We start from the raw sequence: 14,020 nt of genomic DNA, 5'->3' as shown, positions 1-14,020 counted from the left end.
ATGAGCACGCCCGAGCAGGAGATCGAGTACCGCCAGCACCGCTTCAGCCCACCGCCGGGCGCGACCGAGATCTTCCTGGTCCGGCACGGCGAGTCCGCGCCGGCGCGCGGGGACAACCCCTTCACGCTGGTCGAAGGCCAGGCCGACCCGGAGCTCGCGCCGGACGGCCGCGACCACGCCCGGCGCGTCGGCGACCGGCTGGCCGGCGAGCGGATCGACGCGATCTATGTGACGACGTTGCGCCGCACGGCGGAGACCGCCGCGCCGCTGGCCGAGAAGCTCGGGCTGACCCCGGTCGTCGAACCGGACCTGCGCGAGATCCACCTGGGCGACTGGGAGAACGGCCTCTTCCGGAAGTACACGGCCGAAGGCCACCCGATCGTCGAGCGGCTGTGGACCGAGCAGCGCTGGGACGTGATCCCGGGCGCGGAGTCCGACGAGCGGTTCGGCGCCCGGCTGCGCGGCGCGCTGACGCGGATCGCCGCCGCCCACCCGGACCAGCGTGTCGCCGTGTTCACCCACGGCGGCGTGATCGGCGAGGTGTTCGCGCAGGCCAGCCGGTCGGTCGAGCGGTTCGCGTTCCTCGGCGCCGACAACGGGTCCGTTTCGCACCTGGTGCTGCACGGCGACAACTGGATCGTCCGGCGCTTCAACGACACTTCGCACCTGGCTACGCCGCTCGGCTGAGCTTCCCGGCCGCGACGAACTGGACGGTCACCAGGATCGAGACGGCTTCCGCGGCGAGCAGCCCGATGAGGACCAGTACCTGCGTCAGGCCCGCCTGGATCGGCCCGGCGCCGCCCAGCAGCACGCCGACGTAGGCGCCCGGCAGCGTCACCAGTCCGACCGTGCGGGTCTGGTCCAGCGCCGGGATCAGCGCGTGCCCGGCGCTCGGACGGCAGATTTCGAGAGCGGCCGGGCGCGGCAGGAATCCCAGGGCGAGCGCGGCTTCGTACTCTCCGTGACGGGCGTTCAGCTCGTCGAGCGCCCGGCGCGCGGCCTGGGACGTCGCGGTCATCGCGCCGCCGATGACGATGCCGGCGATCGGCACGACCGCGATCGGTTCGAGCGGGACGACCCCGGCGCCCAGCACCAGCGCGAGCACCGGCACGACGCCGGCCGCGATCGCGAGTGCCGTCCACGGGAGGTTCGCCCAGGTCCCGGCGCGGCGCGCCGACGTCACCGCGGCGATGCCGAACATGAGCAGCACGAACAGGCCGGTGAGCGGGGCCGACCGCAGCACGGCGGTGATCACCAGCGAGACGAGGGCCAGCTGCGCGACCGCCCGGACGGCCGCGATGACCACGTCCCGTCCGCGGCCGAGGCCGCCGGCCTGGACGACCGCGGTGGCGGCGACGGCGAGCAGGACCAGCACCGCCACGAGGGCGGGCCCGAAGGTGATCGCGGCGTTGTTCACGCCGACGATCCTGCTCTCAGACGGCGCAGCTGAACTGGCGGCCCGGCTCGGTGACGCTCTTCTCGGCGACGACGACCCCGTCGACGACGATCCGGCAGCGCAGCTCGCCGGGCCCGGGGTTGCGGGCGGCGATGCTGTAGAACTCGGTGCGCCCGGCCGGCCCGACTCGGGTGAACTCCACCGACCACGGCGTCGTCACCTCGACGCGCTGGGTCAGCGCGGCACCCGCGGCGGCGTAGGTGACGTCCTGGGCGCCGTGCGCGCCGAGCAGCTCGTAGACGACGGAGTGGCTCGCGGTGGCGACCGCGGCCGGCACGACCGGCGCGGCCACCGGCGCGGGCTGGGCCGGTCCGCGCGCGGACCGGGGCACGACGAACGCCGTCACCGCGACGGCGGCGGCGAGCACGCCCAGGACGACCACGACGCTGCCGGCCGACCTGGCGCGGCCAGGGCAGTCACGGCGGGGCGGGATCGCGGTGGGAACACCCATGAAGAGGTCTTCTCTCGTCGCGCGCGCTTCCGTCGAGCGCGTCGCCTATATCTCGCCGTGACCTCACGGCGCGTTAGCCCCTGATACGCGAGATGTCCAACTTTCACCCAATCGGGGGCCCGCGGTTTTGTCGTACCCGGGGTGCATCATCGGGGTGTGTACGAGGAGACGGCGCCACCCGGTCCGCTGGCGGGCGTGGCCCGCTGCGTGTGGCGGTCGGCTTCGGCGGCGCCGAAGCGGATCGTCCCCGACGGCTGCCTCGACCTGGTCGTCGGCGACGGCGAGGTGTTCATCGCGGGCCCGGACACGGCGGCGTGGTCGTCGGTGACCCGGCCGGGCGCTGAGCTGCGCGGAGTGCGGTTCACGCCGGGCCGGGCCCCGGCGGTCCTGGGCGTGGCGGCCGACGAGCTACGCGACCGCCGGGTGCCACTCGACGAGTTGTGGGGGCACGCCGGAGAGCTGCTGACGGAGCGGTTGCTGTCGGGCGACGTGACGCCGGCGCAAGCGGTTGCGTCGAGGCTGGCGGAGGTGCCACCGGCGGATCAAGCGGTGGCGGCGCTGATCGCGAGGCTGGACGCGGGGGCGGCGCGAGTGTCGGAGGCGGCGGCGATGGTGACGGCTGCCGGGACTCTCGCAGCGCCGGAGCGGCCTGAAGCCGAAGCCGCGACGCTCGCCCGGGGTGCCGATCCGGACCGGATCGCCGCCGCGATCGCCCGCGGAGGCTTGAATCCGGAGCAAGTCGCCGCCCTACTCGCCCGAGGCACCGACCCAGCCCAAGTCGCCGCCGCACGTCTCGAAGAGCCCGTCGCGGTGAGCGAACGGCGGCTGCGGCGGCGTTTCGTCCAAGCCGTCGGGTACGGGCCCGCCACCTACCTCCGCGTCGCCCGCTTCCAGCGGGCCGTCGCCCTCGCTTCGCGCGCCTCCGGGCTGGCCGCGCTGGCCGTCGCCGCGGGGTACGCCGATCAGGCGCACCTCAGCCGGGACTGCCGGGCCCTGACCGGCCTGACTCCCCGCGGCTACTTCGGCACGGCCTCCACTGTGGACTCGACGCACAGTGATCGACTCCGTTCGGCGTAACCCCTGCGGGCAACCGGAAGTGAGGCCTCACCCGAGAAGGTAAGCGGACGGTAAACGACTACCAAGAGCGCTATTCTCCCTTCGACCAGTGATCAGGGAGGGCGTGTGGCCACCATCAGCGACGTCGCGGCCAGGGCCGGCGTCTCCACGGCGACCGTGTCGCGCGCGCTCAACGGCAAGTCCACTGTGGACCCGATGCTCGCCGCGCGCGTCCAGGAGGCCGCCGCCGAGCTCGGCTACCACCCGAACGGGCTGGCGCGGAACCTCCGCCGCCAGGAGACCGCCGTTCTCGCGCTGATCATCTCCGACGTCGAAAACCCGTTCTTCACGGCCATCGCGCGCGGCGTCGAGGACCTCGCGCAGCGGTCGGGCTACTCCGTCGTGCTCTGCAACTCCGACGAGAACGAGGACAAGGAACGGCGCTACATCGAGGTCGCGCTGCAAGAACGGGTCGCCGGGGTGGTGCTGTCCCCCACCGGCCGGTCCACGAACGTCGAGGGCCTGCGACGCCAGGGCACGCCGCTGGTGGCGGTGGACCGCCCGCTGCCCGCCGACACGGGCGACCAGGTCCTGGTCGACACGCGCCACGCGGCCGCCGAAGCCACGCGGCACCTGCTGGCGGGCGGCTACCGCCGGGTCGGCTGCCTGACCGGGCCGGCCGGTGTCCGCACCGCCGACGACCGCCTGGCCGGGTACGCCGACGTCGTCGGCGAGGCGAACGTCGTGTCCCGGCGGGCGGAATACCGCGCCGAGGGCGCCCGGCTGGCCGCGCTGGAGCTGCTCGACGAGCCGTCGCCGCCGGACGCGCTGCTGGTCGCGAACAGCACGATGGCGATCGGCGTACTGGAGGCGTTGTCGTCGCGCGGCCTGCGTTCGGGCCGCGACGTCGGGATCGTCTCGTTCGACGACGCCCCGTGGACGACGCTCATCGACCCGCCCCTGACGGTGGTCGCCCAGCCGGCGTACGAGGTCGGCCGCGTGGCGGCGCAGCTCCTGCTGGCCCGGATCACCGACAGCAGCCGCGACGCGACGACCACGACGCTCGAAGCCCGGCTGATCGAGCGGAAGAGCTCCCGTCGCTGACCCGTGCGACCACCGGCTCACACGCGGCAAGGGCTGATTCGCGTACCTGGAAGGCCGACTCACGTACGCAGACAGCCGACTCGCGTACCCAGACGGACGACACGCGTGCCTGGATGGACGACACGTGTGACTGGGGAGCCGACTCGCGTGATTGAAGGGTCGACTCGCGTGATGGGGAGGTCGACTCGCCTGTGCGGGGGTGGAGCGACGTGCCTGGGGCCGGCTCGTGCCGGGCCCCCAGGCACGCCCCACCCCCTGTGTCCCCCATGGCCGGCGCCAACCCGCCGGATCCTGTGAGCACGGAGCGGAAATCGTTTACTCACCCGGAACGTAAGTCCGGAGAAGCACTCTGTCAAGCCTGGACAACGTCGTCCGATGCGGGCACACTGGCCGGAAGTTGTTTACTCAACGTGTTGACTGATGTGCGGTAAGTGTCGATCTCTGGTGAATTCACCCACAGTCAGGGCAAGAAACCGCACGAACCCGCACACGCGCGCTGTTTCGGGTTAACCTCAGTCTCATGTCTGTAGCGCTGGAGAACATCCTCGCCAAGGCGGGCTTGAAAATCGACGCGAACGAGTTCCTCACGCTCGTCGAAGACGCGGCGCGCAGGCTGTCCCCGCCGAACCCGGATCCATCGCACTACTTCTCCGCCGATCAGCGGGCCGCGCTCACCGACGTCGGCCTCGACCTGTCGCCGCACCGCGAAGGCGAGCCGGACTTCCGGGCGCGAACCGTCGCCGCGCACGCCGTGCTGGCCGAGGGCGCGCTCAGCGTCAACGAGGCGGCGCGGGCGCTCGGCGTCGACGACAGCCGGATCCGCCACCGCCTCAAGGAAGGCAGGCTGACCGGCTGGAAGGACGGCGGCTGGCGGCTGCCGGCGTGGCAGTTCGCCGGCTCGGGCGTGCTGCCCGGCCTCGAAGTCGTGCTCAAGGCCCTCCCCGAAGACCAGCCGGCGCTCGTCGTCGCCGCGTTCATGAGCACGCCCCAGCCGGACCTCGTCATCAACGAGCATCCCGCGACCCCGCGCCAATGGCTCCTCTCCGGGGGTGACCCGGACCACGTCGCCCGCCTCATCGCCACGCTCGGCTCGCCGTTCTAGGCTGGACCACCCCGAGCAAGATCACCGACAAGGACGGACCACCCCCGACCCATGGCCCGGCTCCCGCTGCCGCCCGCCCGATCCGTCCTGGTCCGGCAGCTGAATCGCGCCAACGACGTGGTGACGGTCCAGCCCACGACCAGGCTCGTCCGGATCTTCACCGCGCACGGCAACCACCCCCAGCAGTGGAACTCGTTCCGCTACACCGGCCCGCTCCCGCACGGCCGGTTCGACCAGCAGTCGCCCGGGCGCGGCGGCGCCCCGGTCACCGACCCCGCGAACGGGGTCCTCTACTTCGGCCTCACGGTGCGCACCTCGGTCGCCGAGGTCTTCCAGACGAGCTCCGCGGTCGACCGCCGCACGCGCGGTCCCCGGCTCGTCGTCGTCCGCCCGACGCGCACGCTGCGCCTGCTCGACCTGACCAGCCTGTGGCCGACGCGGGTGGGCGCGTCGCAGGAGATCTCCAGCGGCCCGAAGAAGCTGACGCAGGCGTGGGCCCGCGCGATCCGCGGCGCGTTCAGCGACCTCGACGGCCTCTGGTACCGCTCCTCGATGGACTCCGGCGACCCGGCGATCTGCCTGTGGGACCCGCCGGCGGGCGCGGCGCTGCCGATCGCGCCGGACGTGCTGCTGCCGCTGGACCACCCGGGCCTGGACGTCCCGCTGGGCCGGGTCTGCGAAGAGCTGAACTACACGCTGCTGAACTGAGCTTCGAGCAGCGGGACGATCGCGGTCAGGTCACCGGAGTCGACGACTTGGGTCGCGACGGCGCGGGCCGGCGGCGAGGCGTTGAAGCCGATGCTCATCCCGACGGCGGCGAACAGCGGCAGGTCCGACCGGCCGTCCCCCACGGCGACGCACCGCTCGGGGGCGATGCCCTGGGCCAGCGCGAAGTCCCGCTTGCCGTACTCGTCGAAGTGCTCGGCGACGTCGCCGGTGTAGCGGCCGTCGCGCACCGCGGGCACCGGCCCGCAGTACGCGGCGAACCCGAACCGCCCGGCGAGCATGCGCCCCACCGGCGTCCACGCGAGCGTCGTCAGGATCGGGCGCAGGCTGTGCTCGTGGCACCACTCCACCGTCTCGGCGATCCCCTCGACCAGCGGCAAGGACGCCAGCCGGGCCCCGATCTCGGCCTCGGTGTGCCCGGCCCAGCCGCGCGCGTCGATCACCGACGCCTCCTGGTTGGTCATCAGGCCCGCGTCGTACGCCGCTTCGGCCGCCACGAGCTCGGCCTCGTGTCCCAGCACTGCGGCCACCCACGCGCACGAGCTCGGGCCGGGGGCCAGCGTGCCGTCGACGTCGAAGCAGACCAGGCCGCGCACTTACAGGTGCCGCCCCCACCACTCGAGGATCGCTTCGAAGCGCTGCACCCGGTGCCGCGGACGCCCCGACCGGGACAGCTCGTGGCCTTCCCCGGGGAACAGCAGGAACTCCGCCGGCGCGCCCGCGCGGCGCAGCGCCACGAACATCCGCTGCCCCTGCTCCAGCGGGCACCGCCAGTCCTGCTCCGAATGCGCCACCATGAACGGGATCTTGATCTGCGCGGCGTACGACAGCGGCGAACGGGCGCGCTGCTCCGCCGGATCGGCGCCGATGTACGCGTCGACGAACGTGTAGCCGATGTCGGAGCTGCCGACCATCGAGTCCCACGCGTTGACCGCGCGCTCGCTCCACGCCGCCTTGAAGCGCTCGCTGTGGTGGGCCGCCAGCCAGCTCGTCATGAACCCGCCGTACGAGCCGCCCATGATGCCGACGCGGGAGGAGTCCAGCTCCGGGCGTTCGAGGGCCTTGTCCAGCAGCGCCAGGACGTCGTCGACGTCGACCGTGCCGAAGCCGTGCGTGATCGCGTGGCCGTGGGTCTGCCCGTAGCCCGCCGACCCGCGCGGGTTGCCGAGCACCACCGCGTACCCCGCGGCCGCGTACACCTGGGCCTCGTCGAACACCGCCCAGTCCTGCTGGGTGAACGGGCCGCCGTGCACCACGCGCAGCACCGGGTGCGGGCCGTCGCCTTCGGGCAGCACCAGCCAGCCGTGCACCGGGTAGCCGTCCGGCGCCGTGGTCTCCAGCTCGATCATCGGCCGGATACCCTTGTCGCGCACCGGCTTCGCGTAGTCCGTCAGCACCTGTGGGGTGCCGTCCCGCAGCAGCACGACCTCGCCCGCGGTGTCCGGCGTCGCGATCACCGCCGCCAGCACCGAGCCGTCCAGGGTGAACGACCGGAGGGCGGTGCGGTCCGCGTAGACCACCGGCAGGTCGGCCAGCGGGGCGTCCGCGGCGTCGACGGCGACCGCGCGCAGCTCCACCGCGCCGCGGTGGCGGACGGCCACGAGCACGTCGCCCTCGCGCGGCGCCGGCGGGCCCGCCGAGGTCTCGCAGTCGACGGTCTCGATGTCGGTGAGCCGGCGCGCCTTGACCGGGCCGGCGCCGAACTCGGGTACCGCCGTGTAGAGCCCGGTCATCGCGGCTTCGTGGTGCTCGCCGAAGTCCTGCCCGAAGTAGAACAGCGTGCCGTCGGCGCCGAACACCGGGCGCTCCGAGAACCCTTCGCCCCGCACGAGAACCTCAGGCTCCCCACCGTCGGCGGAGATCGCGCAGACGTCGCGGAAGTCGCTCTCGGCCGCACCCCACTCCGGCGGCGCGGTGAAGACGACGCGGGTGCCGTCCGGGGTCCACGCCGGGTAAGTCACGTCGAAGCCGTCGCCGGTCAGCGGCTCGGGCTCCGCCAGATCCTCCGCCAGCGCGTCGACCACGAACAGCCGCTGCACGCGGTCGCGCAGGAACCCGAGGTCGTCGATCCGGTAGTCCATGCGCGTGATCCGGCGCGGGGCCTCGGCGGCCGGCTCCGGGGTTTCGCCGTCGGCGTCCGCCGTCCCGTAGCGGCCGGCTTCGGGCACGCGCGCGGTGAAGGCGATCCGTCGGGAGTCCGGCGCCCAAGCGGGTTCGCCGGCCCCGAGGTGCAGCGACGTCAGGCGGCGCGCGTCACCCCCGTCGGCCGGCATGACGTGCAGCTGCGGGCTGCCGTCGGCGCCCTTGCCCTCTCCCGAGCGGAGGAACGCCACCCAGCGCCCGTCCGGGGAGATCGACGGCGCCGAGTCGCGCGGACCGTGCGTCCACGCGGACTCGCCACCGTCGAGCGAGACGCGGCGCAGCGCGCTGTGCGCGGCGTTCGTCTCGAGGTCGGGCTTCTTCAGCGCGGTGAGCAGCAGGTTCCCGCGCAGCGCGGGACGGCCGGGGACGACGAGGGTTTCGATGTCGGCAGGACGCACGTCCCCGACGGTACCGGAAATCCTTAGCGCTGCGAACGACCTTCGTCGGGACTTACGCGGCGACCTGCTTGCGCTCGTCGCGCCGGGCCTTCGCCAAGCTCGCCACCGTGGTCACGGTGAGCACGACGATGATGACGCCGAGGGAGATCCAGTTGTTGATGTCCAGCCAGTCCGGCACGACGTGGTACTCGTGCAGCGCGTGCAGGAACAGCTTCGCGCCGATGAACGCGAGGATCACCGCGAGGCCGTAGGTCAGGTAGACCAGCTTCGTCACCAGGCCGCCGAGCAGGAAGTACAGCTGCCGCAGGCCCATCAGCGCGAACGCGTTGGCGGTGAAGACGAGGAACGCCTCCTGCGTGATGCCGAAGATCGCCGGGATCGAGTCGACCGCGAAGAGCAGATCCGCTGAGCCGATGGCCACGATGACCAGCAGCATCGGCGTGATCATCCGCTTGCCGTTCAGCTTCACCGTGTAGTGGTGGCCGTGGTAGTCGTCGGTCACCGGGGCGAACTTGCGGACCTGCCGGGTGACGGCGTTCTCGTGGTACTCCTCGTCCTCGCCCTTGCCGCGCAGCATGCTGACCGCGGTCCAGACCAGGATCGCGCCGAAGAGGAAGAACACCCACACGAACTGCGCGATGAGCGCGGCGCCGACGGCGATGAAGACGCTGCGGAAGGCCAGCGCGAGCAGGATGCCGACCAGCAGCACGCGGTGCTGGTGGATGGCGGGCACCTTGAACGACGCCATGATGATCATGAAGATGAACAGGTTGTCGACGCTCAGGGAGTACTCGGTGATGTACCCGGTGAAGAACTCGACGCCCGGGTCGTGCCCGGCGAAGAACCACACGCCGGCACCGAAGAGCACCGCGCAGGAGACGTAGAAGATCACCCAGCGAGCGGCTTCCCCCGTGGTGACTTCGTGCGGCTTGCGATCGACGATGACCAGGTCCAGCGCGATGAGCGCGAGCAGGCCACCGATCGTGGCGATCCACAGCCACAGGGGGACAGTCATGAAACCGAAACCTCCGGATAGTGCGCATGAGCAACTAACCGGAGGTCTCTCCCGCCGGTGAAAACACCGGCCGACGGTGCCGGGGGCGCAAGGCCACCGTGCTGACGACACCGCCGCGAAGGAATACTCCCCTCACAGCGCGTCCAGTTTGCCGGTTCTCCCCTCCCCAGCGCCAGCTGGAATCGCGCACGTCACCAGGTTGGTCCTGTAATTTCGGTCACCTCGGTCCACCAGGCGGTCACGCGCGTGTGATCGAAGTGAGCCGGTGAGGACACTCTCAGGAAAGTTCACATACGGTCACCTCGTGCCCCGACTCCCGCTCCCGCGCACCCGCGGAGCCCGCCTCACCGCGCTCGCCGCCGTCGTCGTGGTCCTGGCCGCCGGTGCGGTCTTCTGGATCACGCGCCCCGCGGCGCCCGCGCCGGTGCCCACCCAGGACGCGCTGATCGACATGCCCGCCGCCCCCGGTTCGGCGGAGCAGGTCAAGATCGACACGACCACCTACCTGCCCGCCACCGTGCCCGCACCCGCGGTGCTGCTCGCGCACGGGTTCGGCGGGGACAAGAACAGCGTCGCCGACGACGCGCGCGAACTCGCCAGGAAGGGCTTCGTCGTCATGACGTGGTCCGCGCGCGGGTTCGGCAAGAGCACCGGCAAGATCGGGCTCAACGATCCGGACGGCGAGGTCGCCGACGCGAGCCGCCTGATCGACCGGCTCGTCGCGCAGCACCAGGTGACCACCGACGCCGGTGGTGACCCGAAGGTCGCCGTCACCGGCGCTTCCTACGGCGGTGCGCTCTCGCTGCTGCTGGCCGGCACGGACAAGCGCGTCGACGCGATCGCCCCGGTGATCACCTACAACGACCTCGCGCAGGGCCTGGTCCCGAACGCGGCCACGCCCGGCCTCCAGGCTTCGGGCACCCCGGCCGCCGGCGCCTTCGCGACCGACGGCGTGTTCAAGAAGAGCTGGGCCGGGATCTTCTTCTCGGCCGGCTCCGGCGCCGCCTCCAGCGGCTCGCCGTCGGCCGAAGCGCCGGAAGCCGGGCAGCCGACGGACGCCGGGTCCACCGGCGCGGCCGGGGGTGCCGCGGCGGCCGTCCCCGCCGTGCCCCCGGGCGCGGGCGGCGGCCGGCCGAGCGGTCCGGCCGACCCGTGCGGCCGGTTCACCGCCGCCGTCTGCCGCGCCTACACCGAGCTGGGCACCACCGGGCAGGCGAGCCAGGCGAGCGTCGACCTGCTTCGCCGCGTCTCCCCCGTGTCGGTGACCGGCAAGATCACCGTCCCGACCCTGCTGGTCCAGGGCGAGAGCGACACCCTGTTCGGCCTCGACCAGTCCGATGCCAGCGCGCGGCAGATCACCGCGGCGGGCGGCAAGGTGCGGACGATCTGGTACACCGGCGGCCACGACGGCGGCAAGCCGGGACCGCAGCTGCGCGGCAAGATCGGCGACTTCCTCTGGACCGCGGTGAACGGCGGCGACCCGGGCACCGGGTTCAGCTACGACGTCCAGGGCACCTTGCGCGCCAACGGGACGCCGTCGGTCCGCACCGTCAACGCCGACACCTACCCCGGTCTGACCGGCCCGGCCACCGAGCGGCGGATGCTGGCGATGGCCGGTCCCGCGCAGGCGATCGTGCGCCCGGCCGGGGCGAACCCCTCGGCCGTGAGCGGGATCCCCGGTCTCAACGGCGTCGCGAGCAGCACGTCGCGGCTGGGCGCGCTGTTCAGTAACGACCCGCCGGGCCAGGCCGCGCAGTTCACGACCACGCCGGTCGACGGGCAGATCGTCGTCAGCGGCTCCTCCACCGTGCGGCTGCGGGTCGCCGCCGACCCGGCACACCCGCAGCCGGACGCGGTGCTGTTCGCGAAGCTCTACGACGTCGGCCAGGACGGCTCCCGGGTACTGCCGGCCAACGCGATCGCCCCGTTCCGGGTGAGCGGGCTGCCGGCCGACGGCACGCCGGTCGACGTCACCGTGACGCTGCCCGGCATCGTCCGGCCGATCGAGGGCGGCCACTCGCTGCGCCTGGTCGTCGGCACGACCGACCAGGCGTTCGCGACCCCGGCCGCCCCCGCGGTGTTCCGGGTCGCGCTCGCCGGCGGCACCGCTCTGGCCGTGCCGGTCGTGCCCGGGACGTCCGTCGGCTCGCCGGCTCCGGTCGGGCAGCTCGTCGGCATCGGCGTGACGCTGGCGATCGCCGGGGCCGCGGTGCTCTTCGCGGCCCTGCGCCGCCGCCGGGCCACCGACATCGACCCCGAGCTCGCCACCACCCCGCTGGTCATCGAGGGGCTGCGCAAGGAGTACCCGGGCGGGTTCGTCGCGGTGAACGACCTGTCCTTCCGCGTCGAGCCGGGCCAGGTGCTCGGCCTGCTCGGGCCGAACGGCGCGGGCAAGACGACCACGCTGCGGATGCTGATGGGCCTGATCACGCCGACGAAGGGCCACATCCGGGTCTTCGGGCACAAGATCACCGGCGGCGCTCCGGTGCTCTCGCGCATCGGCTCGTTCGTGGAGGGGTCCGGCTTCCTGCCGCACCTGTCCGGCCGGGCGAACCTCGAGCTGTACTGGGCGGCCACCGGGCGACCGGCGGAGAAGGCGCACTTCGGCGAGGCGCTGGAGATCGCCGGGCTCGGCGCCGCGGTGGACCGCCGGGTCCGCACCTACAGCCAGGGCATGCGGCAGCGGCTGGCGATCGCGCAGGCGATGCTCGGCCTGCCGGAGCTCATGGTGCTCGACGAGCCGACCAACGGGCTCGACCCGCCCCAGATCCACCAGATGCGCGAGGTGCTGCAGCGCTACGCCGCGACCGGCCGCACCGTGGTGGTCTCCAGCCACCTGCTGGCCGAGGTCGAGCAGACCTGCACGCACGTCGTGGTCATGCACCGCGGCGCGCTGGTCGCCTCGGGCGAGGTCGGCGAGCTGGCCGCGGCCGGCGGCGAGGCGACGTTCCGGGTCGACGACCCGGAGGCGGCGGCCGCCGCGCTGAAGGCGGCCGGCGGGGTCACCTCGGTCGACGTCGACGGCGACCTCGTGCACGCCGATCTCGACGGGCTGCCGCGCGCCGAAGCGGTCGCGGCCCTGGTCCGCGCCGGCGTCGCCGTGGAGCAGGCCGGGCCGAGGCGCCGGCTCGAAGACGCGTTCCTGCAACTGGTCGGAGAGGAATCATGAGCGAGGGTGTGCACACCGACCCGCACGCGCTGGACGAGCTGAGCGACGTCGCGTCGCACGAGCACGCCGGGGTCGGGCCGGACGGCGCCGTCGAGGGCTACTCCGCCCGGCGGACGCTGGGGCTCGGCGTCGAGCTGCGGCGCCAGCTCAAGCGGCGGCGCACGCAGTTCCTGCTCGGGTTCGTCGCGATCCTGCCGTTCATCCTGGTGCTCGCGTTCGAGGCCGGCCAGTCGAACCCGAACCGGCGCAGCGGCGGGTTCGTCGACCTGGCCACGGCGTCCGCGCCGAACTTCGTCGTGCTGGCGCTGTTCGTGTCGGGGACGTTCCTGCTGCCGATGATCGTCGCGCTGTTCTTCGGCGACACGATCGCGAGCGAGGCGTCGTGGTCGAGCCTGAAGTACCTGCTGGCGATCCCGGTGCCGCGGCAGCGGGTGCTGCGGCAGAAGGCGATCGTGTCCGGGCTCCTGTCGGCGGCGGCGCTGGTGCTGCTGCCCCTGGTGTCGCTCGGCGTCGGGGTGCTCTGGTACGGCGCGGGCGACGCGATCAGCCCGACCGGCGACGCGGTTTCGTTCGGCGACAGCCTCCTGGCGATCGCACTGTCCACTGTGTACATCATCCTGCAGCTGGCCTGGGTGGCCGGGCTGGCGCTCGCGCTGAGCGTGTCGACCGACGCCCCGCTCGGCGCGGTCGGCGGCGCGGTGCTGGTGGCGATCCTGTCGCAGATCCTGGACCAGATCACCGCGCTGGAGGGTCTGCGCAACTACCTGCCGACGCACTACGCGTTCTCGTGGATGGACCTGATCTCGACCGACGTCGACTGGACCAACCTGGCGAGCGGCATGCTCTCGGCGGTCATCTACGGGACGGTGTTCTTCCTCTACGCGGGGCGGCGGTTCGCCCGGAAGGACATCACCAGCTGATGTCCGCCGTGGTCGAAGGCCACCAGCCGCCCGCGCCGCTGGTGAAGGCGTTCAACGGGGTGCTTCGCGCGCTGCTGCCGAGCCCGCTCGGGCGCGGCGTGCGCGAGTTCATGCTGCTCGCCTTCACCGGCCGCCGGTCCGGACGCCGCTATCGGGTCCCGGTGACCGCGCACCGCGACGCCGGCGGGCCGTACGTGCTCACGCCCGCCGGCTGGCGGCTGAACTTCACCGGTGGCGCGGACGCCGACGTGACGTTCGCCGGGCGGACCACGCCGATGCGCGGCGTGCTCGTCGACGACGAGGCCGCCGTGGTGCGGCTCTACCTGGACCGGATCACCGAACTCGGGCGGCGCGGGGCCGCGCGGCAGATCGGCCTGCGGTTCCCGGCCGGCCGGCTGCCGACCTCCGACGAGGTCACCCGGCTGGTGCGCCGCGAGCACTTCGGTGTCGTCCGGTTGAGCCGCAAAACCTGAGCGGTTAC

Annotated in this window: 13 protein-coding genes; 8 read left to right on the top strand and 5 right to left on the bottom strand. The window is 72.7% G+C overall.

The features are described from left to right. Window positions 1–687, top strand: coding sequence for a histidine phosphatase family protein (locus AA23TX_RS30210; RefSeq protein WP_155546168.1), 687 nt, complete (start codon window positions 1–3; stop codon window positions 685–687). Here the strand turns inward: AA23TX_RS30210 and AA23TX_RS30205 are convergent. Beyond that, entirely contained in the window at window positions 671–1,417 is a 747-nt protein-coding gene (locus AA23TX_RS30205) for an ABC transporter permease (protein WP_155546167.1), read from the bottom strand. The two genes, AA23TX_RS30210 and AA23TX_RS30205, sit on opposite strands and share 17 nt — an antisense overlap. 16 nt (window positions 1,418–1,433) lie before the next feature. Further along, entirely contained in the window at window positions 1,434–1,907 is a 474-nt protein-coding gene (locus AA23TX_RS30200) for an MmpS family transport accessory protein (protein WP_155546166.1), read from the bottom strand. 156 nt (window positions 1,908–2,063) lie between these two features. Between AA23TX_RS30200 and AA23TX_RS30195 the strand changes: the two genes are divergently transcribed. From AA23TX_RS30195 to AA23TX_RS30180, 4 genes are all read left to right on the top strand, one after another. After that, window positions 2,064–2,984: a helix-turn-helix domain-containing protein gene (locus AA23TX_RS30195; RefSeq protein ID WP_230862766.1), complete on the top strand. Its 921-nt coding sequence runs from the start codon at window positions 2,064–2,066 to the stop codon at window positions 2,982–2,984. Between the two features lie 105 nt (window positions 2,985–3,089). Further along, entirely contained in the window at window positions 3,090–4,067 is a 978-nt protein-coding gene (locus tag AA23TX_RS30190) for a LacI family DNA-binding transcriptional regulator (RefSeq protein WP_155546165.1), read from the top strand. A gap of 520 nt (window positions 4,068–4,587) precedes the next feature. Then, window positions 4,588–5,169: a MerR family transcriptional regulator gene (locus tag AA23TX_RS30185; protein WP_155546164.1), complete on the top strand. Its 582-nt coding sequence runs from the start codon at window positions 4,588–4,590 to the stop codon at window positions 5,167–5,169. 51 nt (window positions 5,170–5,220) lie between these two features. Further along, window positions 5,221–5,877: an RES family NAD+ phosphorylase gene (locus AA23TX_RS30180; RefSeq protein WP_155546163.1), complete on the top strand. Its 657-nt coding sequence runs from the start codon at window positions 5,221–5,223 to the stop codon at window positions 5,875–5,877. On the opposite strand, the gene AA23TX_RS30175 is transcribed toward AA23TX_RS30180, so the two are convergent. The 3 genes from AA23TX_RS30175 to AA23TX_RS30165 are packed head-to-tail and all read right to left on the bottom strand — an operon-like array spanning window position 5,859 to window position 9,450. Continuing rightward, entirely contained in the window at window positions 5,859–6,491 is a 633-nt protein-coding gene (locus tag AA23TX_RS30175; protein ID WP_155546162.1) for an HAD family hydrolase, read from the bottom strand. The two genes, AA23TX_RS30180 and AA23TX_RS30175, sit on opposite strands and share 19 nt — an antisense overlap. Beyond that, window positions 6,492–8,435 (bottom strand): S9 family peptidase, encoded by a 1,944-nt coding sequence (locus AA23TX_RS30170; RefSeq protein ID WP_155546161.1) that lies wholly within the window; start codon window positions 8,433–8,435, stop codon window positions 6,492–6,494. A gap of 52 nt (window positions 8,436–8,487) precedes the next feature. Further along, window positions 8,488–9,450 carry a TerC family protein gene (locus tag AA23TX_RS30165; RefSeq protein ID WP_155546160.1) on the bottom strand — a complete coding sequence of 321 codons (963 nt, stop codon included), beginning with the start codon at window positions 9,448–9,450 and terminating at the stop codon, window positions 8,488–8,490. Between the two features lie 304 nt (window positions 9,451–9,754). Between AA23TX_RS30165 and AA23TX_RS30160 the strand changes: the two genes are divergently transcribed. From AA23TX_RS30160 to AA23TX_RS30150, 3 genes are read left to right on the top strand one after another with little or no spacing between them, the layout of a single operon-like run. Beyond that, window positions 9,755–12,619, top strand: coding sequence for an alpha/beta fold hydrolase (locus AA23TX_RS30160; protein ID WP_155546159.1), 2,865 nt, complete (start codon window positions 9,755–9,757; stop codon window positions 12,617–12,619). Further along, a complete protein-coding gene (locus AA23TX_RS30155; protein WP_196425588.1) occupies window positions 12,616–13,539 on the top strand; it encodes an ABC transporter permease in 924 nt (307 codons plus the stop codon). The genes AA23TX_RS30160 and AA23TX_RS30155 overlap by 4 nt, the downstream gene beginning before the upstream one ends. Continuing rightward, complete coding sequence (locus AA23TX_RS30150) at window positions 13,539–14,012, top strand: hypothetical protein (RefSeq protein ID WP_155546157.1); 474 nt, start codon at window positions 13,539–13,541, stop codon at window positions 14,010–14,012. Before AA23TX_RS30155 ends, AA23TX_RS30150 begins: the two co-directional genes overlap by 1 nt. Window positions 14,013–14,020 lie beyond the last annotated feature (8 nt).

Origin of the sequence: Amycolatopsis camponoti, from assembly GCF_902497555.1 — a bacterium.
Classification (GTDB): domain Bacteria; phylum Actinomycetota; class Actinomycetes; order Mycobacteriales; family Pseudonocardiaceae; genus Amycolatopsis; species Amycolatopsis camponoti.
The sequence above is the reverse complement of the archived record's forward strand: the minus strand, read 5'-3'. Positions and strand labels throughout refer to the sequence as shown.

Coding starts and splice junctions, on each gene's coding strand:
- AA23TX_RS30210 (WP_155546168.1), top strand. CDS start 1: ATGAGCACGCCCGAGCAGGAGATCGAGTACCGCCAGCACCGCTTCAGC.
- AA23TX_RS30200 (WP_155546166.1), bottom strand. CDS start 1,907: ATGGGTGTTCCCACCGCGATCCCGCCCCGCCGTGACTGCCCTGGCCGC.
- AA23TX_RS30185 (WP_155546164.1), top strand. CDS start 4,588: ATGTCTGTAGCGCTGGAGAACATCCTCGCCAAGGCGGGCTTGAAAATC.
- AA23TX_RS30180 (WP_155546163.1), top strand. CDS start 5,221: ATGGCCCGGCTCCCGCTGCCGCCCGCCCGATCCGTCCTGGTCCGGCAG.
- AA23TX_RS30165 (WP_155546160.1), bottom strand. CDS start 9,450: ATGACTGTCCCCCTGTGGCTGTGGATCGCCACGATCGGTGGCCTGCTC.
- AA23TX_RS30155 (WP_196425588.1), top strand. CDS start 12,616: ATGAGCGAGGGTGTGCACACCGACCCGCACGCGCTGGACGAGCTGAGC.
- AA23TX_RS30150 (WP_155546157.1), top strand. CDS start 13,539: ATGTCCGCCGTGGTCGAAGGCCACCAGCCGCCCGCGCCGCTGGTGAAG.